The organism is Halioglobus sp. D3-4 (genome assembly GCF_055809315.1).
Window position 1 is genome coordinate 2,060,751 of record NZ_CM147907.1, and the last position, 20,123, is coordinate 2,080,873.

At 53.8% G+C, this 20,123-nt stretch carries 21 protein-coding genes; 6 read left to right on the forward strand and 15 right to left on the reverse strand.

Annotation, left to right across the window (positions count from 1 at the left end):
- Window positions 1-71: 71 nt before the first annotated feature.
- Window positions 72-923 carry a LysR family transcriptional regulator gene (locus AC0L6S_RS08875; RefSeq protein ID WP_473428101.1) on the reverse strand — a complete coding sequence of 284 codons (852 nt, stop codon included), beginning with the start codon at window positions 921-923 and terminating at the stop codon, window positions 72-74.
- Window positions 924-1,061: 138 nt separating this feature from the next.
- Between AC0L6S_RS08875 and AC0L6S_RS08880 the strand changes: the two genes are divergently transcribed.
- The gene (locus AC0L6S_RS08880) at window positions 1,062-1,766 is read left to right on the forward strand and encodes an FMN-dependent NADH-azoreductase (RefSeq protein ID WP_473428103.1); all 705 of its coding nucleotides are present in this window, start codon (window positions 1,062-1,064) and stop codon (window positions 1,764-1,766) included.
- A gap of 154 nt (window positions 1,767-1,920) precedes the next feature.
- Here AC0L6S_RS08880 and ahpF read toward each other — a convergent pair whose 3' ends face one another.
- Together ahpF and ahpC are read right to left on the reverse strand one after the other, a co-directional pair.
- Window positions 1,921-3,534, reverse strand: coding sequence for an alkyl hydroperoxide reductase subunit F (ahpF, locus tag AC0L6S_RS08885; RefSeq protein WP_473428105.1), 1,614 nt, complete (start codon window positions 3,532-3,534; stop codon window positions 1,921-1,923).
- 130 nt (window positions 3,535-3,664) lie between these two features.
- Complete coding sequence (gene ahpC, locus AC0L6S_RS08890) at window positions 3,665-4,228, reverse strand: alkyl hydroperoxide reductase subunit C (RefSeq protein WP_473428107.1); 564 nt, start codon at window positions 4,226-4,228, stop codon at window positions 3,665-3,667.
- A gap of 201 nt (window positions 4,229-4,429) precedes the next feature.
- Between ahpC and AC0L6S_RS08895 the strand changes: the two genes are divergently transcribed.
- The gene (locus tag AC0L6S_RS08895) at window positions 4,430-5,323 is read left to right on the forward strand and encodes a LysR substrate-binding domain-containing protein (protein WP_473428110.1); all 894 of its coding nucleotides are present in this window, start codon (window positions 4,430-4,432) and stop codon (window positions 5,321-5,323) included.
- A gap of 426 nt (window positions 5,324-5,749) precedes the next feature.
- Here the strand turns inward: AC0L6S_RS08895 and AC0L6S_RS08900 are convergent, their stop codons facing one another.
- The 6 genes from AC0L6S_RS08900 to AC0L6S_RS08925 all read right to left on the reverse strand — a co-directional run bounded on the left by AC0L6S_RS08900 (window position 5,750) and on the right by AC0L6S_RS08925 (window position 10,322).
- Window positions 5,750-6,208 (reverse strand): hypothetical protein, encoded by a 459-nt coding sequence (locus AC0L6S_RS08900; protein ID WP_473428112.1) that lies wholly within the window; start codon window positions 6,206-6,208, stop codon window positions 5,750-5,752.
- 265 nt (window positions 6,209-6,473) lie between these two features.
- Window positions 6,474-7,280, reverse strand: coding sequence for an amidohydrolase family protein (locus AC0L6S_RS08905; RefSeq protein ID WP_473428116.1), 807 nt, complete (start codon window positions 7,278-7,280; stop codon window positions 6,474-6,476).
- Between the two features lie 242 nt (window positions 7,281-7,522).
- Window positions 7,523-7,699, reverse strand: a complete 177-nt coding sequence (locus AC0L6S_RS08910) for a VOC family protein (RefSeq protein ID WP_473428118.1) — start codon at window positions 7,697-7,699, stop codon at window positions 7,523-7,525.
- Window positions 7,700-8,104: 405 nt separating this feature from the next.
- Complete coding sequence (locus tag AC0L6S_RS08915; protein ID WP_473428119.1) at window positions 8,105-9,004, reverse strand: SEL1-like repeat protein; 900 nt, start codon at window positions 9,002-9,004, stop codon at window positions 8,105-8,107.
- An 87-nt stretch (window positions 9,005-9,091) separates the two neighbouring features.
- On the reverse strand, window positions 9,092-9,451 hold the full coding sequence (locus AC0L6S_RS08920; RefSeq protein ID WP_473428120.1) for a 5'-nucleotidase: 360 nt from the start codon (window positions 9,449-9,451) through the stop codon (window positions 9,092-9,094).
- Window positions 9,452-9,629: 178 nt separating this feature from the next.
- A complete protein-coding gene (locus AC0L6S_RS08925) occupies window positions 9,630-10,322 on the reverse strand; it encodes a hypothetical protein (protein WP_473428122.1) in 693 nt (230 codons plus the stop codon).
- 299 nt (window positions 10,323-10,621) lie between these two features.
- On the opposite strand from AC0L6S_RS08925, the gene AC0L6S_RS08930 reads away from it, so the two are divergent.
- Both AC0L6S_RS08930 and AC0L6S_RS08935 read left to right on the forward strand, forming a co-directional pair.
- Window positions 10,622-11,164: an IS110 family transposase gene (locus AC0L6S_RS08930; RefSeq protein ID WP_473428125.1), complete on the forward strand. Its 543-nt coding sequence runs from the start codon at window positions 10,622-10,624 to the stop codon at window positions 11,162-11,164.
- A 103-nt stretch (window positions 11,165-11,267) separates the two neighbouring features.
- Entirely contained in the window at window positions 11,268-11,582 is a 315-nt protein-coding gene (locus tag AC0L6S_RS08935; RefSeq protein WP_473428575.1) for a transposase, read from the forward strand.
- A gap of 42 nt (window positions 11,583-11,624) precedes the next feature.
- Here the strand turns inward: AC0L6S_RS08935 and AC0L6S_RS08940 are convergent, their stop codons facing one another.
- From AC0L6S_RS08940 to zwf, 6 genes are all read right to left on the reverse strand, one after another.
- A complete protein-coding gene (locus AC0L6S_RS08940; RefSeq protein ID WP_473428128.1) occupies window positions 11,625-12,062 on the reverse strand; it encodes a RipA family octameric membrane protein in 438 nt (145 codons plus the stop codon).
- 100 nt (window positions 12,063-12,162) lie between these two features.
- Entirely contained in the window at window positions 12,163-12,705 is a 543-nt protein-coding gene (locus tag AC0L6S_RS08945) for a hypothetical protein (protein WP_473428130.1), read from the reverse strand.
- A 188-nt stretch (window positions 12,706-12,893) separates the two neighbouring features.
- The gene (locus AC0L6S_RS08950; protein ID WP_473428133.1) at window positions 12,894-13,637 is read right to left on the reverse strand and encodes an HAD family hydrolase; all 744 of its coding nucleotides are present in this window, start codon (window positions 13,635-13,637) and stop codon (window positions 12,894-12,896) included.
- A 10-nt stretch (window positions 13,638-13,647) separates the two neighbouring features.
- Complete coding sequence (gene edd / locus AC0L6S_RS08955) at window positions 13,648-15,486, reverse strand: phosphogluconate dehydratase (RefSeq protein ID WP_473428136.1); 1,839 nt, start codon at window positions 15,484-15,486, stop codon at window positions 13,648-13,650.
- 3 nt (window positions 15,487-15,489) lie between these two features.
- The gene (gene pgl, locus AC0L6S_RS08960; RefSeq protein ID WP_473428138.1) at window positions 15,490-16,194 is read right to left on the reverse strand and encodes a 6-phosphogluconolactonase; all 705 of its coding nucleotides are present in this window, start codon (window positions 16,192-16,194) and stop codon (window positions 15,490-15,492) included.
- On the reverse strand, window positions 16,194-17,666 hold the full coding sequence (zwf, locus tag AC0L6S_RS08965) for a glucose-6-phosphate dehydrogenase (protein WP_473428139.1): 1,473 nt from the start codon (window positions 17,664-17,666) through the stop codon (window positions 16,194-16,196). The genes pgl and zwf overlap by 1 nt, the downstream gene beginning before the upstream one ends.
- Window positions 17,667-17,820: 154 nt before the next feature.
- Between zwf and AC0L6S_RS08970 the strand changes: the two genes are divergently transcribed.
- Together AC0L6S_RS08970 and AC0L6S_RS08975 are read left to right on the forward strand one after the other, a co-directional pair.
- On the forward strand, window positions 17,821-18,642 hold the full coding sequence (locus AC0L6S_RS08970; RefSeq protein WP_473428140.1) for a secretin N-terminal domain-containing protein: 822 nt from the start codon (window positions 17,821-17,823) through the stop codon (window positions 18,640-18,642).
- Between the two features lie 179 nt (window positions 18,643-18,821).
- Window positions 18,822-20,066: a cytochrome P450 gene (locus tag AC0L6S_RS08975; protein WP_473428141.1), complete on the forward strand. Its 1,245-nt coding sequence runs from the start codon at window positions 18,822-18,824 to the stop codon at window positions 20,064-20,066.
- Window positions 20,067-20,123: the final 57 nt, after the last annotated feature.

Consider the following 20,123-nt stretch of genomic DNA (forward strand, 5'->3'; position numbering starts at 1 on the left):
GGGAAAATTCACAGCGCAGTGAGCAATTTTGTCGTGTGCAGTCGCTTGTTTAATAGAAGTGCCTCGATGAATTATCGATTTAGAATATCTTCGATCCAATGTAGAAATCTGACTGCACTTCTGGTTTCGAAGCTTTCCCTATTCGGTACGTAATAGCAAAAATCGGATTTGACCGGTCGAGTTTCAAATTGCTGCAAAAGATTGGATTTTAGCAGCCCTTTAGTGAGCGTCGTAGAACAGAACACAAGTCCATTTTCAGCCATAGCCTGCTGGATCCCAAAAAGCTCCTGATCATACTTTTTAAACCGAATATTGGCGCTATCCAATCCATTCGTTTCCAGCCAGGCTGCCAGTGGAGGGTCCGGCAACGACTTATTTTTCCACTGCGTTGTATAAAGCGTAAGGGGTTCATTTGACCACGAGGGAGACTTCATTCCATAAGCACCAAATACATCGAATGACTCATATCTGATGACATCGGCATCATCAACGACTGAGATATCACCAAACCGAACTGGAATAATATAGGATTGGCTATCGACTGACTCGCCGGTCGATATTTCCAGAGAAATATCGGGGTTATGTTGTTCAAATTCATGCTGCGAAGGGATCAGCACCATAGCTGCCAATGCCGATGTCGTCGTCACCCTGACCACCCTGCCGGCCTCCATCAGCTCGTCCAAAGCACTGTCAATCTTTCGAAACCCGTCCGAAGTAGCTTTAGCTAATCTAATACCTGTTCCGGTTAGTGATATCCGCCTTCCTCGTCGATGAAACAGGTTTACATTCAACCGACTTTCCAGATTGCTAATGTGGTGAGAAATGGCAGTTGGCGTCAGCGAAAGCTCTTCTGCAGCCAGTTTAAAACTCCCTCGACGGGCAGCTGACTCAAAGGCTTTCAGAGCCTGCAACGATACCTGCATTCTTCATCTCCAGATTCACAAATCGCTCATCGACATTATAGATGAATTTTCCTCATCTAATAGTGTGGTTTTTTCGTTTGTGCGGTTCTGTACATGCTCACAAAATGACGCCTACCCTAATCAACGAAGGTCATTAACATGAAAACACTACTACACGTCGATTCAAGCGTAAGAGCTGCGAGAAACCCAAACCCAGACCATGATTCAATATCGAAAAATGTCGCTCTCCGATTTTTTGAAACATGGAAACAGAATCGCCCTGAAGATGAATATATCTACCGTGATGTTGGTGCGAATCCACCAGATTTTATTACACAGGATTGGATTGGTGCGGTGTTTACCCCTGAGGAAGAAAGAACCCCGGCACAGAAAGCGCGACTGGCACTATCCGATACACTGATTGCTGAAATTTCAGCAGCCGATGTGATCTTGATTTCCTCACCAATGTACAACTACGGAATGCCAGCCCAGCTAAAAGCGTGGTTCGATCAAATTGTACGCATCAACAAAACGTTTGATTTCGATCTCTCACGGGGGGACTTCCCGTTACGGCCTCTACTCTCAGGCAAGACATTGATCACTGTGACGTCCAGTGGAGAGTTTGGATTTGAAAAAGGCGGACTAAGAGAAGGTTCTGGCCACCTGGCACCGCACCTACGAACACTCAGCAAATATTTAGGGGTGGACGTCATGCATGAGATTGCTGCGGAATACCAGGAATTTGGTGATGAGAGACACCGACTGTCAGTAGCTCATGCAGAAGAACGTGCCGCAAGTATTGCATCAGAACTCAGTAGGTCAACTCTGGCTCCATCATTGGATTACAAAGTCGCCAATGTGTAACCAGATAGTGCGATTCCCGAATCATTATCGATACTGGTAGCAACGAGAGATTATGATTATCTCAAAGTTATCTACGGCACAAATAGGCCGATTGGTATCAAGGACTCTGACCCCTTGATTTCAAGGGGTCAGAGTCCTTGATTTGCTGGCTTTATTAAGCCGCCTCAGTTGCGTCTGAACCGAACTGGCTATCAAAGATCGCCTGCAGGTTGTCGCTCTCAGCCAGCAGGTATTCGAAGGCTGACAGCGAGGCCTTGGCGCCCTCACCCATTGAGATCACGATCTGCTTGTAAGGCACAGTGGTGACATCGCCACAGGCATAGATGCCCTCGGCAGAGGTCTGGCACTTCTCGTTGATCTCAATTTCACCAAAGCGTGTGCGATCGACAATGCCCTCGACCACCGCGCTGCTCGGTACCAGGCCGATCTGGACAAACACACCATTCAGCGGCAGTTCCTTCACTTCATCGGTATCACGCTCGACATACTCGATCGCATTCACTTTGCCGTTCTCCGCCTTGATCGAGCGGGTAGCGACGTTCTTGTAAATACTGATGTTGTCGCGCGACAGTGCCCGGTCAACCAGCACCTTGTCCGCCTTCAGCTCGGGCAGGAACTCGAACACCGACACGGATTTTACGATCCCGGCGAGATCCAGCGCCGCCTCGATACCCGAATTACCGCCACCGATAACTGCGACATCCTTACCCTTGAAGAACGGGCCGTCACAGTGGGGACAGTAGGCGACACCGTTACCAATGTTCTCCTTCTCTCCGGGCACACCGAGTTCGCGCCATTTGGCACCCGTTGCGACAATCAAGATCTTGGCGTAAATCACCTCACCGGAGGAAAGCGTGACCACCTTCAACGGCCCCTGTTCAATACTCGCGACGGTCAAATGCTCTTTCACCGTCACGGGGTATTCGTTCAGGTGGGCATGCAGCGCGCCCGACAATTCCGGCCCGGTGGTTCTGGGCACCGAGATAAGGTTCTCGATATCCATGGTGTCCTTCACCTGCCCGCCAATACGATCGGCAACCAGGGTGACGTTCAGGCCCTTGCGCGCACTGTAGATCGCAGCGCTCACACCCGCGGGGCCACCGCCGATAACCACGACATCCTGCAACGGCAACGCGGGACCCGATGCCACCTGGACGATATCGGGGTTGCGCGCCGCCAACTTCTCAACCAACTCGGCCGCTGTCACCTTGCCATTGGCAAAGAGCTCACCGTTGACGTAGACACTCGGCACGCCCTGGATATCGCGTTCCTCGACCATGTCCTGGAACAGGCCGCCGTCAATCATCTCGGTGTGTATGCGCGGATTCAGCAATGCAAACTGGTTCAGCGCCTGCACGACATCGGGGCAGTTGTGACAGCTAAGGCTGATGAACACTTCAAAGTGCAGATCGTCCTGCACATTCGCGACCATTGCCTTCAGGCTGTCATCCAGCTTTATCAGGGTACCCGATGCCTGCAGTATCGCCAGCACCAGGGAATTAAATTCGTGGCCTGAGGGAATACCGGAGAAACGTATGCCGGTATCCGCGCCATCGGCCTCCAGCAGAAAACTGATGGGGCTGCGCAGCGCACCGCCACCGTCCCGTTCCTGCAGTTCAAGTTTATCGCTCACACCTGCAATCTCCGCCAGAAACTGCTGCAGTTCCGCTCGCTTGCTGTGCTCGCCTGTCTGCAATACAAAGGTCACCGACTTCTGCATATTTTCGGTGTAGCCTTTTAACGCATTCAGAATGTCTTTCGTTAACATGATAATGCTCCTGTTGTTAACTGATTGTGTTGAGTAAACGGTGTCACTAAGTCAGCGGCGGGAGAAAGCCAGAGCGCGCTCCTCATTGAGGCTGGGCGCGCCCTGGTGCGATTTTCACGCGTTGCCCGCGCTAGATTTTTCCGACCAGATCCAGCGACGGTGCCAGTGTTTCCTCGCCTTCTTTCCACGCCGCAGGACACACTTCACCGGGGTGGGCCGCCACGTACTGCGCCGCTTTCACTTTGCGCAGTAGGTCCTCTGCATCGCGACCGATACCTTCGGCGGTGATCTCCATCGCCTGGATCGTGCCTTCCGGGTCGACCACGAAGGTGCCGCGGTCAGCCAGTCCCTGCTCTTCACGCATCACCTCGAAATTACGGGTGATGGCACCGGTCGGGTCGCCGATCATGGTGTACTGAATCTTGCCGATGGTGTCGGAAGAATCGTGCCAGGCCTTGTGGGTGAAATGGGTATCCGTGGACACCGAGTAGATTTCCACACCGCGTTTCTGGAATTCAGCGTAGTGATCCGCCAGGTCACCGAGTTCCGTGGGACACACAAACGTAAAGTCAGCGGGGTAGAAGAAAAAGACCGCCCACTTGCCTTCGATGTCCTTGTCGGAGACTTCTATAAAATCGCCGCCTTTGAAAGCGCTGGCGTTGAACGGTTTGATTTTGGTGTTGATAAGTGCCATTTGAGGCCTCCTCGTCTACAGTGATGAACCCTGTTACAGGTTCGTGATTTCATCGGGGGCTGGTGATGCAGACAGTGTTTGATCTGCGTCACCCCAACCGAGGACCCAGTGTAAAAGGCTACCCATGTACCGTAAATTTGATTATATTTATATTTATGATCTATTTTATAGAACATAGAGTCTGTTCCGAGCGAGGCGCCCATGATCTCCACCAAACAGCTGCTGTATGCCCTGGCCGTTGAAAAGCACCTGCATTTCAGGAAGGCCGCGCGGGAGTGCAATATCAGCCAGTCGGCCCTCAGCACCGCGCTACACGAGCTCGAAGACCAGCTGAGCCTGCAAATATTCGAGCGCGACAACCGCAAAGTGCTGGTGACCCCCGTAGGCCGGGAAGTGCTGGCCCGGGCGCGCAGCATCATTGTGCAGGTAGAGGAACTGGAGCGTCTGGCGGACAGCCAGAAGCAGCCACTGAGCTTTCCGATGTCGGTGGGTGTCATCCCCACCATCGCGCCCTACCTGTTGCCTCGCATCCTGCCGGCGATCAATCGCGAGTATCCCGAGTCGCAGTTGAATATTGTGGAGGAGCAGTCACATGTCGTGGTCGACATGGTGAAAACCGGTGCCATCGACACGGCTATCCTCGCGCTGCCGTTCGACTGCGAGGGGCTGTTGACCCTGGAGTTCTGGCAGGAGGATTTCTACTGGGTGGCACTGAAAGGCGAGGAGCATACGCGACAAAAGGAAATCACCAGCCAGGAACTGGCGCACAGCAACCTGATGCTGCTGAAAGAGGGCCACTGCCTCAAAGACCAGATACTCGATACCTGCAAGATATCGGAACAAACCGCCAATCACGGCTTTGGCGCTACCAGCCTGAATACACTGATCCAGATGGTGTTGGGCAAAATGGGTACGACCCTGATCCCGGAGATGGCCATCGAGCAGTTGGTGTCACAAAATACTCAGCTCAGCGCTGTGCACTTGAATGAACCCAGCCCACACCGGCGCATTGCCTTTATCATTCGGCCCAACTACACGCGTATGTCGAGTATTGAGGCATTGATCAACGTGAGTAAACATGCGTTGAAGGGGTGACGGCGTAAGCCTCCCCAAAACAAAGACAGCACAATGGATCGAGTACTCTGCCCCCTTGATCCTTGACACTAGCTCTCCAAATAAGCTGCAACAGCTGTTTCTAGTTCTTGAACCAATTCAGGGTCCATATATCTATATTCGTCGGGTATGTCTAATACATAAATCGGCTTGTACTCCAGCATTCGGGCGAACGACGCCTTAAGCCTATTCTTATGCTTTTGTTCCATAACGAATATCATGTCAGCCCAGACGATGTCTGCTGAGCTGACCGTCTTTCTAGCCCGAGGGCTAGTACCCGCAGACTTTGCATTACAATCAGGACGCTTTCGCCATATAGCTTCTGCAGTAGGACTACGCCACTGATTTCGACTGCATATGAACAGCAGGTTCTTCACGCTTTACTCGATCAAGGGGTCAGAACTGAAGTCACGCTGAGTCCTTCAGTATTTGGTCAATTTCCCGTTGGAAATCTGGATGGAACTCGTTTCGATATTTTTCCCAGAACCATACTCCGCCGGGCTGAGACAAAAATCTGCTTACAATGTTTCTTTGTGAATTCCACGATTGCTTGCCGCCCAGTTGAGACTGCGAGTAAGTATTCCAGAACGCCCAAAGAGCATTCGTCATAATAAGCCTGAATCTCTCGCGGTCTATCTCTGACAGAGATGATACATCTCTCAATCCTTCAAAGTAGATATTGGTAATCTCGGGGTCGGTAAACAGGCTGGCTCTGATTTCATTGGCCGTTTTGGTCGTTGAGTCCATACTTGTGGCCTGCAGAGCTCGCGTGTTCTGGCGAACTTGAGTAGCAAGGTAAACAAGCGTAGCGATGGTAGCAATCGCTCCAAGTATTTCACCGATAGACCCCCAATCCTGAATCGTCATACTGCCTCCTTTTCCTACAGCTGATTGAATGGTCGGCCACGCGGTGGGCGTCCCGAAGGGAGATCAAAGGGTCAGAGTACTTGAAGATACACTTGATAGAAACCTGCCGTTTCCAGCAACCGTCAGTCCAGTTGTTGTTGGGTAATCGAATTTAAGGTACGTATCCTACACCGTTTAAACTAGGCATTTCGAAATCAAGGACTCTGACACCTTGGCCCCCAAAAGAGCGCGCTGTTTGCGCACCTGTCGGGCCACAGTGTACTGACTATAGATTGAAGACTCGGCACGCGTTACCACTTAAGAATAGCGACTGCACATCGTCCCCCAAAGCCAGTTCAGGCAGATCCTCGAGCGCCTTGCCGGGCATGATCATCGGGTAATTCGTGCCGAAGAGAACCTTGCTGCGGCCGTGCCCGCGCATAAACTCGACTAAAGACGGTGGGTATCTTCTGGCGGTGTACGCCGAGGTGTCGATGTATACGTTCTCGTGCTTTGTCGCCACTGCAATCGCCTCATCTGTCCACGGGTAGCCAATGTGGCCACCGACGATTGTCAGTTCTGGAAAATCCAGAGCCACCTGATCGAGGTAAATTGGCCGACCAACCTCAGACGGCATGAGTGGCCCCGTGTGGCCAATCTGGGTACAGAAGGGAACACCAAGTTCGCAGCACGCGGTGTACACGGGATAGAACCGACGATCAATTGGCGGCACCTCCCACAACCAGGGCAAGACCCGAATCGCTTTGAAGCCCAGCTCATCTATGCAGCGCCGAATTTCGCGAACGGCTTCCATCGGCTTCGAAATATCCACTGACCCCACGCCCACCAACCGGTCAGGTGCCTCAGCCACGAACCCTGCGACCTCATCGTTGGAGATCATGACATTGCGAGGAGCAACCCAAGCCGATATCAGGCTACGATCCACACCACCCTGATCCATTATGCCGAGCGTCATGCTGACTGGGAGTTCTTCAGTCGGCATCGGCATTTTGGTCCACCGGCGCAGCGACTCGAAAATGGGATCTTGCGAGTGCCTCAACGTGGGGTGCTGCGCCCAGGCATCAACAATCATCTATCTATCTCCTGTAAGGGAACGCCCATTGCACGGTCCAGAAGTCGGACGTGAAACGCCGAAATGGAGATTCGGGTCTGGAGGCGCTAGCATCGTTGTGTGCATTCGGCACTGGCTACCTAAAGCGATTATGCCACTTGCCATCGTTTTCGTTACGGCAGCTTTGAGTATCGAAGCTAACATGTCGGCGAATATTTTTCAGTTTGAATGTCGAGCACTCTGACCCCTTGAACGCGTACTTGCTAGGCTTCGCTCCCATGGAATACCACTTCGATATTGTGTCCGTCGGGATCAAGAACAAAGGCCGCATAATACTGTCCACTGTATTGAGGCCGCAGCCCAGGCGGCCCATTGTCTCGACCACCTGCGTCAAGAGCGGCTCGATAGAACGCGTCGACCTGACGTTGATTTTCAGCCACGAACGCAATGTGCAGATGCGCGGGCTTCTCTTTGGTCTGCTACAGGCATAAAGAACTTGTGCCTGTTGGTTGATAAATCTCCGTACCGTTTGGCGGCCAATCCGTGACCCCAGTCACTCCAATCGGCTTGAGTGCCTTCAGGTAGAAGGTCTTACTCACCGCAATATTGCGAACACCGAATTTGACATGGTCAAACATGAGCGCCTTCCTTATTTTTCGTCGGCAGAGAGGTCACGCCTGTTGAGCGGGTCCCACCCACAAAAAGTAGGCAGTTTTCTACGCATACTGTGCATAGTATTCCTGCTCGTACTGTTTGGGGCTGCGGTAGCCATTTGGAGCGAGAATAGTTGCGGCCCCATTATTCCATTCCATTCCTTTCATTACTCGCGACAGCCACCTGATCTTCTAAAGCGCAGTCGGTGCGGTTCCCAGCGCTTCCAGTTTACGGAGAATCTCTATTGATTCGGAAAAGCCTTGCTCCGCAGAGAGTGAAATCAACTCTATACTCTTTTGTTGGTCGGCCTTGAGACCGCCCTGACCGTGCCAGTACATTCTACCCAGGTTGAGTTGGCCGGCGGGGTTTCCTATAACGGCAGACGATGCAAAATTGTAAACAGCTGCGTACATGTCTCGCAATTCCTCTGGCCCGGAGGAGTAGATCGACCCCAGGTTGTTATGCGCGTCGGCGCTCCCGCCACGCGCCGCCCGCTCATACCAAAAAATGGCTTTAGCAGTATCTTGCTTTACACCTCTGCCTTCGTAATACATGTTGGCCAAGTTTGACTCAGCGGTTTCTGAACTTTGGAATGCCGCTTTCTGATACCAGAAAAAAGCTTCTTCGTTGCTCTGCGGAACGCCATAGCCGTATTCATACATCACCCCCAGATTATTCTGAGCCTCATAGTCACCCTCTTGCGCAGCTGAAAGCATGAGTTCCAGAGACTTGGCATAATCAACTTCAACGCCGCGGCCCTCTGCATACATCAGTCCCAGTTTTGCTGTGGCGCGCGCATTTCCGAGCGCGCTAGCCTTCGAATAGAACTTGAAAGCTTCTTTCAAATCCTGAGGCACAGAAATCCCCTGGTCTAGCAGCCATCCCAACTCCGTGAGTGCGATAGCATTGCCATTGGCAGCCGACCTTGTCAAAGCTTCGATTGCAGTGGCTCTCGCAGAGCTATCCATATAGGGTAGGATGTTCTCAACAGTGTTGCTCCAGCAATTCTGTTGAGCATTTGCGAAATGGCTAATCGGGAATGTCGAGAAAAGGACGGCCAAGAGGATTCTTATCAAATGCAATTTTTTCATAGCGGGTACCGGGTTCGGGATCAAGGGGGCAGAGTCTTTGAAAACAGCCTTCGTAGGCTTCCCCAAAACGAAGACAGGGTAGTTGGATCAAGGACTCTGACCCCTTGATCCAAAGGGCGATTTTCCCTCCATGAATGCAGCCCGCGATATATCGAGGTCATAATGTTTAATTGACCTAAAAACTCTTTTACCTGTAGCGGCTGAATTTCTTGACAATAAAACAACCTCGACCGGCAGCTTCTCAGGAAACCGCTGGTTGATTTTTAGAAAGCGCTTTATAAAAGGAAAAGCAACGCCTTTTTCAAGAACCTTGTCTAAATTTTCTTCTTGAAACTTTTTATAGGCTTTCGGCCCTTTCTCGACAAAAACCGAATGCGACTCAGATAAATCAAATAAAGCACTTGATGAAACCGCTACAACTAGCTTCCTTTCAATTGGGTATGGCATATAGCTCCTCAGGAATTGAACGCTTACTGTAGGGCTTGAAGTTTGGCATGTTACCACTCCGTTGGTGATGCTGTATTTTATCAGAAATATACTGTTTTTTAAGTGTTTTTCTACAACATCAACGCTGCCTCAGCGGTTTTAGCAACCGGGCCATAAGGGGGCGCACTGCCGGTTATCGTTATACCTTTTTCCCGATAAACTCAAAACCTATACCCCATTCTGTAACGGCTCGATTCAATCCGTCAACACAATCAATAGCTGCTCCCATTGGCCTTTTGAGATCCGCTTTTTCGCTGCTGAGCAGTAAATCTACAACAGTGTCCGCAGAGAACTCACACCAAACTAGAAAATACAAATTGAAGAAATTGTTGACTGTTTTAAGAGCCAGTATAGCTTGCTCCTTACTCCACCTACTTGGATCACGAGGAAACCCCAATTGATTGGTTTCACCATAATCCGTATCCCAGACATTCTCAGCGATCCGGTCCCATCTTGATCTCTTTATCTTAGGGTGTACATAAAAGTCACGGATGGACTTCAACTCAGATATTCCTTGTACTTCGGACGAACCGCGATCGAAGGTTATTTCAGGCTTTATCTTACTCAGAAAAAACTCATACTTGGATAGCACGGGCAGCTTTTCAATATCAGCGTAAAACTGGCAAGGCAAATCGAGAGCATCGATAAGGCTGTTTGCCGCGCTTTCCAAAAGTAGAATGCTGTTCAGTATCGAGGCTCTAGTGAGAGGTCTAATAACGTCATCGGGATATTGATCCTGATTGGTATCAAATGAGAAATATAGGAGATAGACAGAATCATAAAGTTGATCTTCAAAAGTACGCAGATAATGTTTTGAATCTTCAATATTCAATGAGCAGTCCATAGGTATAACGCTGCTGGCCCAGGCGAGCGGCTTGTCCGCGAGTCCAGCCGCCGAAGGCGGCGGTGTGGCCGGGCTTGTATGATCGAAATACCAACATTTTCAGATATTTCCCATAAGCGATAAAGTGAGGCTCAAACCTGTAGCAGCAGGTTTTCGGTGTGGCAGCCCGGTTGCGCACAGGTGCAGACACAGTCTAGCCCGTTAACAAGCTTGGGCGCCTCATCGATTTCATCTTTAAACTCGAACAGTCGAAAGAGCCTCGAGCTCGAATGTAGCAAGGGAGAGTTATGAACACAATCTACATTGCAGACAGTAGAAGCACCGAACGTAACGTTGGTATCGATGTCGGGAAGGATACTCTCGATATTGCCATTGTAGAATTAGGTACACACTGGCAAGTTGCAAACGATAACACCGGCATCCAAGCGCTCGTAAAACAGCTTAAACGCTACAAGCTCACACACGTTGTCGTGGAGGCCACTGGCGGGTATGAACGGAGGGTCGCAGAGGCCTGCGCAGAGAAGGCGCTGCCGATCATCATCGTTCAACCCCTGAAGGTCAGACAGTTTGCCAAAGCTGAGGGGCTCATGGCCAAAACTGACAAAATTGATGCCTACCTGATCGCCCGTTTTGGCAAAGTCATGGCACTCAACCCAAGGCCACTACCTGATAAAAAGATCCGAAAAGTCAGGGATTTGCTGGCTCGTAAGCGACAGCTGAATGAACAGCGTACGCGTGAGTTGAATCGCTTACACAAGGCACAGAAATTCCTGGAGGCATCACACCGGCGCTCCATAAAACTTATGGATAAGGAGATCGCCTGGGTTTGAGAAACACATCACCACCATCGTCTCAACCGTTGAAGAGTGGCAAGAGACATGCTCGATTATCACGTCTGTACCAGGCATTGGCGACGGCGTCGCGTACACACTGCTGGGGGAGCTTCCAGAACTCGGGCATCTCACTCACAAGCAGATCGCCGCCCTGACCGGGCTGGCGCCCTTCAACCGCGACAGTGGCTCTATGCGCGGTAAACGACGCATACGCGGTGGACGAGCGCCGATAAGAACGATGCTCTATATGGCGATGCTGTGTGCGAACCAGCACAACCCTGTGATGAAGGCGTTCTACAATAAACTCGTCGCCCAGGGTAAACACAGCAAGGTCGCGCTCACCGCCAGTATGCGGAAGATGATGACGATCTTGAACGCTATGGTTCGCGATCAGCAAGGGTGGAAGATGGCGTAAATGAATTTGGCTACGGGGTTGATTTGGGATCACCGTCGCTTGTTAACTGCATAGTAGTTGACTCAACAGAACATAAATCCAAGCAACTAGAAAACATACAATGAACCAATGATTTAGCCCTGTAGGACTCAATGCTCTCTTTTTGTAGGTGTTATGAAACTTCGAACGGAGATAGGGGTCACCCTTAATGACGGCCTCTAAGTCACGTGCTAGAGAATGATTGAGATCTTTGCTCGCCTTATTCATCAGCAACCAAAATAGGCTGCTGACAAAACCCGCGACACAAATCAAAATTACTATTTTGTTAGAGATTTCAGGATCCTCTTTGGGGATGAATATCGAATAGAAAGATCCTCCCAGCAATGCCGTATTGACCAGGAAAAAGAAATTATTTCTTTGCCAGAAAAGTTGAGCTTCAATATGGCTGTGGTTGTATATAAACTTTGCAAGGTCAAGCTCGTTCTTATCACACTCCGGCATTGGCTATTTCCTCATCGGTGGCGAGCAGTTAACGCCAAAAGCTGCGGCGGTGAAACCGTCCGTAGCCTTTACTTGTTATGTGTGTAATTACGCCCACCCACTAGGACTTCAGATCCGATCTAATGGCGCGCTCTATACCTTGAGATATTCCAAGTGCGATGAGCCTAATATTTCTTTCTGGGTACATTTCAGAATATTCTTCGATCACCATATCTTGTACCGTTTTTTGAAATTCTTTTTGAACTTTTAGAGCACTTTTTTCAAAGGGCCTAACAACTTCTTCTGGTGTTTCTTTATACACCTTTTCAACCAGATTCCACGGAGCGTTTGGATCATCAGGTTCTATACCGTCGGATCTTGGGTCCGCACTGCCAAAATAGTTTCCTAATAATGTTAATGCAATTTGTAACCCGTCATACAATCCGCTCAGCAATAGAGCTTCAACAATTACTTGTGCGTAATTCCGCTCGAAACCCAGACCGGGCACAGAGCTTATTTGACTTACAATTATTTCTGCCTTCTCTGAAACATTACGGTCTTTTTTCTGGGCAAGTTGCTCAAGTTGAAGCGTCAGTTTTTCTGCTTCTTCTGGTGTGTGACCTGCCCTGCGCAAAAACGATTCCGTATCTAATCTTTTATCCATATCAATCACTCCGGCGGTCTCACTTTATAGAGCTGCATTCACATAACAGTTATGTATATGTTGTAGCTAAGTCTAGCCATTGTGTCCACATCTAGCCATGTGTAGGTAGATATAGCCATGCCTGACTACTAGCCATGTCTATATGTAGACACAAACCCAAATCCAATCCTGAGTACAGCCCCCAACACCTACCCCCCATGAATCTCCCGAATCAAAGCCGGAATCTCCCCCGGATGCAGCACCGTATGATGCGGATTAATCCCCAGCTCCGCATCCAATGGCTGCTGGTGCTGAATCCACACCGAGGTAATGCCGCTGTTATGCGCACCCGCAATATCCGCTGCAAGGCTGTCACCCACATGAATCGCCTCGTGCGCTTCACAGTTGGCCAGTCTCAGTGCTTTTTCAAAGATTGATGCGGCAGGTTTTTGTTCGGGCTCCTGGCCGCCGATGATTATGTGATCTACATGCCGGGCTAGATGCACGGCCTGTACCTTGGGAACCTGTGAGTACTCGGGGCCATTGGTGATGACGACCAGTGTGAACAGTTTGCGCGCTTCGGCAAGGAACTCTTCGATACCGGGGTAGAAGTGGAATGCGTCGAGGCGATCCTTGTCGAACTTGTCCAGCAGGGCCTCGGCGGTGGCCTGGCTGACGTCGTTTATGCCCTGCTCGGCCAGCAGGTCGCGAATGAGTTGCGCCCGAAATGTACCTTCACCGCGCTGTGCGATAATGGGCAGGTAGCGCTGGCGCTGGCTGTCATTCCACTGGCGATACATGCCGCGAACGTAGGCCTCTGCCACGCTCTGGCTGTCAACTGCCTCGCCGTACAGTCTCGTCAGTTCTTCTGCCATCCGGCGCGTGGCTTCTCTGTTGGCCGCAGCGGTATCGCAGAGTGTTTCATCCATATCGAGGAAGAGTGCTTTTAACATGGTTTTATTCTCAGTCGGCGCTGGCGTTGGCGCTGGCATCCGCTGCGGCGCCGAACACGGAGGCACCGCGGGTGGATTTGCTGACGTTTCTGCGGAACACATCGAACAGGTTGCGGCCCAGTGTGTGCTCCTGTGGCGTGAGCTGTGCCAGCGGGCGGGCTTCCAACTCTTCCCGGGGCAGCAGCACATTTAACTGGCCTTTGTGGGCATCCAGTTCAATCACATCGCCATCCTGCAACCGCCCTATCGTGCCGCCCTCTATCGCTTCCGGTGAGAGGTGAATGGCCGCAGGCACTTTGCCCGATGCGCCAGACATACGCCCGTCGGTAACCAGCGCCACCTTGAAGCCGCGATCCTGCAGTACACCGAGGTAGGGTGTCATCTTGTGCAGCTCTGGCATGCCGTTGGCGCCGGGGCCCTGGAAGCGCACAACGGCGACTACGTCCCGGTCCAGTTCGCCTGCATCGAAGGCGGCTTTCAATGCCTCCTGTGATTCAAATACGCGGCACGGGGCTGTCACGCTCTGGTGCGCTTCTTCCACCGCTGAGGTTTTGATCACGCAGTTGCCGAGGTTGCCAGCGAGGCTGCGCAAGCCACCTTCGGGCGCGAAGGGATTGGTGACCGGGCGCACCACGTCCATGCGGCGTGATTCCGCTACGGCATCTACCCACTGCACGTTCTGCTCGTTGTCGAACGTTGGCCTGTGTGCATAGGGTTCGAGGCCGCTACCGAGCAGGGTGACAACGTCTTCGTTCAGCAGGCCGCCGCTGCGCAGTTCCTGCACGATAAAGGCGGTGCCGCCTGCGGCCTGAAAGTCATTGATGTCGGCGGAGCCATTGGGGTAGACGCGCGCCAGCAACGGCACCGCGCGCGAGAGCTTGTCCATGTCGTCCCAGGTGAGATCGATACCCGCTGCGTGGGCAATGGCCAGCAGGTGCAGGGTGTGATTGGTGGAACCGCCGGTGGCCAGTATCGCAATCACCGCATTTACCAGTGAGGCCTCGGTCACTACATCGCACAGTCGGCGTGTTTGGGTGATTGCGGCGGGCTGCACCAGTTGTTCAACCGTGCGTTTGGTCAGCGCCGGGCGCAGCGGGTCATCGGGGTGCAGGAAGGAACTGCCCGGCAATTGCACCCCGAGTATTTCCATCATCACCTGGTTGGTGTTGGCGGTGCCGTAGAAGGTGCAGGTGCCAGCGCTGTGGTAGGAGGCGGATTCCACCGCCAGCAGGGCCGCTTCATCCGCTTTGCCCTCGGCGTACTGTTGGCGCACGGCGGCCTTTTCCTTGTTGGGGATGCCGGTTGCCATCGGGCCGGAGCCGATAAACGCGGTGGGCAGGTGGCCGAACTGCAGTGCGCCGATCAACATGCCCGGCACGATCTTGTCGCAAATGCCCAGGCACAGGGCGGCGTCAAACAGGTTGTGGCTGAGCCCTATCGCGGTGGCCATAGCCACTACATCGCGGCTGAACAGGCTAAGTTCCATACCCGGCTGGCCCTGCGTGACGCCGTCGCACATCGCGGGGACGCCGGACGCCACCTGCGCGGTTGCGCCCAGCTGCAGCGCCAGTTTCTTTATCATCGCCGGGTAATCTGCCAGCGGCTGATGTGCCGACAGCATATCGTTGTAGGCATTGATGATGCCGATGTTGGGGGCTTCCATGCCGGCGATCAGCTGCTTCTCTGTGTCGCTGCAGGCGGCATAGCCATGCGCCACATTACCGCAGGACAGCGTGCGCTTTGGCGGGGTTTCGTCACGCGTCCGTTTGCAGTGATCCAGATAAGCCTGTCGCGTCAGCTTGCTGCGGCTGCGCAGGTTCGCGGTAACCTCTTCCACTACCGGGTACATGATTCAATTCCTGTTGGCGTAGTAAATGTCCAGCGCAAGCGCTTCTCTGTGCAGCAATGCGCGAATTGGTAAAAGTGCGACATCACCGGCTTCACTGGCGAGTGCCAGCACCTCGTGCTTGGCGTCTCCGACGATGTGCAGGTAGGCGTGCCTTGCGCGTAGCAGTGTGCTCAGCGAAAGCGTCATTCTGTCGTGTGCGGCCTCGGGCGGTCGCACCGCAACACACACATCTGTCCCTGTGGGGTCCATCGCGCGCATCAGGCTGCCGGCGCCGGGAAAGAAGGATGCGGTGTGGCCGTCCTCACCCATGCCGAGCACCAGTACGTCGATACCGGCGGCAAAGCGCTGCAGTTTGCTGCTGGCGGCCCGTTCCGCGGTGAACGGCGAATCCTCGGGTGTTTTCATCGAGAGGAATTCGGCAGCGGCGGCCTCGTGTTGCAACAGGTGTTGTTTTATCAGCCGAGCATTTGAGTCGTTGTGCGTCTCATCCACCCAGCGCTCATCCACCTGGGTGACGGCCACCTGTGACCAGTCCAATACCTGCCGGGATAGCGCTTCAAACAGCGGTCGCGGAGTAGAGCCACCAGATACCGCAAGCGTGGCACTGCCGTTTTCGGCGATGGCCGATGCCAGATCGTCGGCAATACGCACCGCGAGCGCCGTCGACAGCTCGGCGTTGGTGTCAAAGGTGTGCATGGGCCGGGTCACTAGGAGAACTCCCGCCAGGCCCTGTCATCGCGCGCAATCAGCGCAACGGCGCTGGTGGGCCCCCAACTCCCGGCGGTGTATTTCTCCGGTGCCTTGCCGACTTCATCCAGCAGGGCCTTGATCTGATCGACCCATTTCCAGGCCTCTTCCACCTCGTCGGAGCGAACAAACAGCGTGGGGTTTTCGCGGATCACATCCAACAGCAGACGCTGGTAGGCATCAGGGGTACTGCCCGGCTCGTTTTCCTCGGGAAAACTCAAGTCGAGCGCCGCGGTGCGCAGCGGTATCTTCACATCCAACCCCGCCACCTTGTTCATCAACTCCAGGCTGATGGTCTCATCGGGCTGCAGCCGGATAATCAGCCGGTTGGGCGCATCCATTGCGCGCTGCGACGGGAAAATGGAGTGCGGTACCGGTTTGAACTCCACCACAATCTCTGAATATTGTGTCTGCAGGCGCTTGCCGGTGCGGAGATAAAACGGCACATTGGCCCAGCGCCAGTTGTCGATATGTGCTTTGATCGCGATGAAAGTTTCGGTTCGCGAGTTCGCTTCCGAGCCCTGCTCTTCACAGTAGCCCGGCACCGGCTTGCCCTCTGCGGTACCGGCCACATACTGCCCCACCACGACATTGTCGCGCAGCATATCCTGTTGCAACGGACGCAGGCAGGACAGGACCTTGAGCTTTTCGTTGCGCACCGCGGTGGGTTCCAGGTGTGCGGGGGGCTCCATTGCGATCAGGCAGAGCAACTGCAACATATGGTTCTGCAGCATATCGCGCATCGCGCCGGCGCCGTCATAAAACTCCCAGCGCCCGGTAACACCGATGGACTCGGCCACGGTAATCTGCACGTTGTCGATGTACTTGCTGTTCCACAGTGGCTCCAGGAACATATTGGCGAAACGCAGGGCCAGCAGATTCTGCACGGTTTCCTTACCGAGGTAGTGATCGATGCGGTACACCTGCCGCTCCTCAAAAATCGCGGTGAGCTGGCCGTTGATCTCCTGAAAGGATTCGCGATCCTCACCCAGCGGTTTCTCTACCACAATCCGCGTATTGGGGCGCACCAGGCCCGCCAGTTTGATCGCCTCGCACACCGGCCCGAAAATAGTCGGCGGCGTGGCCAGATACACAACGAGGTGACGATCGGCGTCGGTGAGGGACTCCTCGCGCAACTGCGCCAGTGCCTCGCCGGAAGTGGCGTCCAGTGAGTGAAAGGTAAGTCTTGAGGTGAAATCGCGCCAGGCATTTTCATCGTATTGCTGCGCGGACTTACTGGTATCAAACCAGGTGCGCACCTGGGCGAGAAACTCGCTCTGTGGTGTGTCCCGCCGCGAGACGGCGAATATGCGGAAGTCTTCTGGCAGGCAATGACTCACCCACAGTGAATACAGGGCAGGGTACAGCTTGCGCAGCGCAAGGTCGCCCTCCCCCCCAACGATTAACAGATCACAGGCTTTTGGCGATTGCATTTTTCTATCTAACGAAGAAGTTTGACACTGGTAAACAGCATACGCCGATTCAATAAATATTGCCCCCCCTTACGGCCTGTACCTGACAAACTACCTCTATTGCAGCATCGCCATGCGCAACATTGGCAGCGTGAACCTGTGTTAGGATTTCTCCATGCGACTCTTTCTGATCCTCATCCTGGCTTTCGCAGCGCCCCTCGCGCTAGCCCAGCGCGTGCTCACGCCGATCACGTTGCACTATGCCACCCCGGCGCAACTGGTACCGGTGATCAAGCCCTATCTCTCTGCGGGCAGCACGGTGACAGCCTATCAAAACCAGTTGATTCTGAACGCGACCCCAGAGGAACTGGAGAAAACACGCGAGCTGCTGAAGAGCCTGGACAAGGCCGGGCGGCAGCTACAGATATCTGTGCGCAGCGACAGCACCGGCAGCGACCACCGTCAGGGCGTGGACGTCGATAGCGTCATTCGCTCTGGCAATACGGTAATCCGCACCGGTAGCGGCGGGCGCAGTATCGACAGTGGTAATTCGGGGAGCCGCACCACCATTCGCGTTGAAAATCATTCGGGCACCAGCAGCGGCGAAGGCTCGCAGGCCGTGCGAGCGACGGAGGGGATGCCGGCGTATATCGCCACGGGCATGAGCGCCCCCGTGCGAACCTACACGCTGGGCGCCGATGGCAACCGCTATATGCAGCAGGATTATGTGAATGCACTGCAGGGGTTCTACGCCACGGCCTGGCTCAATGACAACACAGTGCGAGTCAGCATCGACCAGAGCAACGACCAGCTCGAAGGGCGCACCGTCGCCACACAGCAGCTGCGCTCAGATGTCTCCGGCAGGCTCGGCGAATGGCTGCCTATCGGCACGATCAATACCTCGGGCAGTCAGCAGGCCAGCGGTATCGGTTCCAGCGGACGTGCCAGTGAGGCCTCCTCTACCGCGCTGTATATCAAAGTCGAAGCGCTGGATTAGCGCGCTGCTGGCGTGCACAGAGGCGCAATATTCCCCACACCATTCCCTACCCCGCCGGGCGATGACCTCGCGACATCACCGGGGAAAGCTTGAATTCCGATATTCCCCGACAAAGAGTCTGGATAATTACTCACTCTCTGTGTACCCTTTTCGCCTCTTTTTTACAGCCGGGTAGCAACATGAGCGTTTCACAACAGTTACTGGACCCCGCCGTCATGGGCGATGAAAACACAATGCATGAGCTGTTCCGAGCGCTGCGCGAGAACGACCCTGTCAGCCGCGTGGAGCACCCGGATTTCGAACCGTTCTGGGCGATCACCAAGCACGCCGACATCAAGCATATCAGCCAGAACAACGCCAAGTTTCTGAACAACCCACGCACGGTGCTGATTCAACAGGCGTTTGAGCGCGCGCTGCTGGAACAATTTGGCACGCGCAACGGCCTTGAAACACTCATTCACATGGACGACCCCAAGCACAAGAAGCTACGCAATGTCACGCGCGACTGGTTCAAGCCCGGCCCCGTCGGCAAACTGCGCGGTGATGTCGAAACCATCGCGCGCCAGTATGTCGACAAGATGGAGGCGATGGGCGGCGAGTGCGATTTCGTCAAGGATATCGCGCTGCTCTACCCGCTGCGGGTGATCATGTCGATCATCGGTGTCGCGCCCGAGGAAGAGGCTATGATGCTGAAGCTGACGCAGGAACTGTTCGGCGGCCAGGACCCGACACAATCCCGGGGCGGCGATGTGAATGACGGCATGGCGGTACTGATGGACTTCTTCGCCTATTTCACCGCCGTGGTGGAAGACCGCAAGAAGAACCCCACGGGTGATCTCGCCTCTATTCTCGCCAACGCACTGGTCGACGGCGAGCCGATGGAGCAGCTCGATCAGATCAGCTACTTCATCATCACCGCCACGGCGGGCCACGACACCACCTCCGCCACGATCAGCGGCGGCTTGAAAGCCCTGTTGGAGCACCCTGAGCAGCTGAAGAAACTGCAGGATAACCCCGATCTGGCGCCGCAGGCCGCCAGAGAGATGATTCGCTGGGTATCCCCTGTACGGCACATGATGCGCACTCCCACCGAGGACGTCGTATTGCAGGGCAAAACAATCAAGGCCGGTGAGAGCCTGTGCCTGTGGTATCCCTCGGCCAACCGCGACAGTGACGCGATCGAGAATCCGGACGTGTTCGATATTGAACGCGACAACCGCAATCAGCTCGCGTTTGGCTACGGCGGACACATGTGTCTCGGCCAGCACCTGGCGATACTGGAAGTGGAAGTGTTCTTTCGCGAGCTGCTGCCACGCCTTGCACAGATAGAACTGGCTGCCGAGCCCGAATGGGTGCAGGCGATCTTTGTCGGCGGCCTGAAATCCATGCCGATACGCTACCGCTTCAAAGACACTGCCGCCTAAAGCGCTATAGCAACCCACCCTGCGGAGCCGGGCTCAACGCGTCGCAGGGGGTCACTT

Excerpts from the sequence above, each read along its gene's own strand:
- AC0L6S_RS08875 (WP_473428101.1), bottom strand. The coding sequence starts at position 923 with ATGCAGGTATCGTTGCAGGCTCTGAAAGCCTTTGAGTCAGCTGCCCGT.
- AC0L6S_RS08880 (WP_473428103.1), top strand. The coding sequence starts at position 1,062 with ATGAAAACACTACTACACGTCGATTCAAGCGTAAGAGCTGCGAGAAAC.
- ahpF (WP_473428105.1), bottom strand. The coding sequence starts at position 3,534 with ATGTTAACGAAAGACATTCTGAATGCGTTAAAAGGCTACACCGAAAAT.
- ahpC (WP_473428107.1), bottom strand. The coding sequence starts at position 4,228 with ATGGCACTTATCAACACCAAAATCAAACCGTTCAACGCCAGCGCTTTC.
- AC0L6S_RS08895 (WP_473428110.1), top strand. The coding sequence starts at position 4,430 with ATGATCTCCACCAAACAGCTGCTGTATGCCCTGGCCGTTGAAAAGCAC.
- AC0L6S_RS08900 (WP_473428112.1), bottom strand. The coding sequence starts at position 6,208 with ATGACGATTCAGGATTGGGGGTCTATCGGTGAAATACTTGGAGCGATT.
- AC0L6S_RS08905 (WP_473428116.1), bottom strand. The coding sequence starts at position 7,280 with ATGATTGTTGATGCCTGGGCGCAGCACCCCACGTTGAGGCACTCGCAA.
- AC0L6S_RS08915 (WP_473428119.1), bottom strand. The coding sequence starts at position 9,004 with ATGAAAAAATTGCATTTGATAAGAATCCTCTTGGCCGTCCTTTTCTCG.
- AC0L6S_RS08920 (WP_473428120.1), bottom strand. The coding sequence starts at position 9,451 with ATGCCATACCCAATTGAAAGGAAGCTAGTTGTAGCGGTTTCATCAAGT.
- AC0L6S_RS08930 (WP_473428125.1), top strand. The coding sequence starts at position 10,622 with ATGAACACAATCTACATTGCAGACAGTAGAAGCACCGAACGTAACGTT.
- AC0L6S_RS08940 (WP_473428128.1), bottom strand. The coding sequence starts at position 12,062 with ATGCCGGAGTGTGATAAGAACGAGCTTGACCTTGCAAAGTTTATATAC.
- AC0L6S_RS08945 (WP_473428130.1), bottom strand. The coding sequence starts at position 12,705 with ATGGATAAAAGATTAGATACGGAATCGTTTTTGCGCAGGGCAGGTCAC.
- AC0L6S_RS08950 (WP_473428133.1), bottom strand. The coding sequence starts at position 13,637 with ATGTTAAAAGCACTCTTCCTCGATATGGATGAAACACTCTGCGATACC.
- edd (WP_473428136.1), bottom strand. The coding sequence starts at position 15,486 with ATGTACCCGGTAGTGGAAGAGGTTACCGCGAACCTGCGCAGCCGCAGC.
- zwf (WP_473428139.1), bottom strand. The coding sequence starts at position 17,666 with ATGCAATCGCCAAAAGCCTGTGATCTGTTAATCGTTGGGGGGGAGGGC.
- AC0L6S_RS08970 (WP_473428140.1), top strand. The coding sequence starts at position 17,821 with ATGCGACTCTTTCTGATCCTCATCCTGGCTTTCGCAGCGCCCCTCGCG.
- AC0L6S_RS08975 (WP_473428141.1), top strand. The coding sequence starts at position 18,822 with ATGAGCGTTTCACAACAGTTACTGGACCCCGCCGTCATGGGCGATGAA.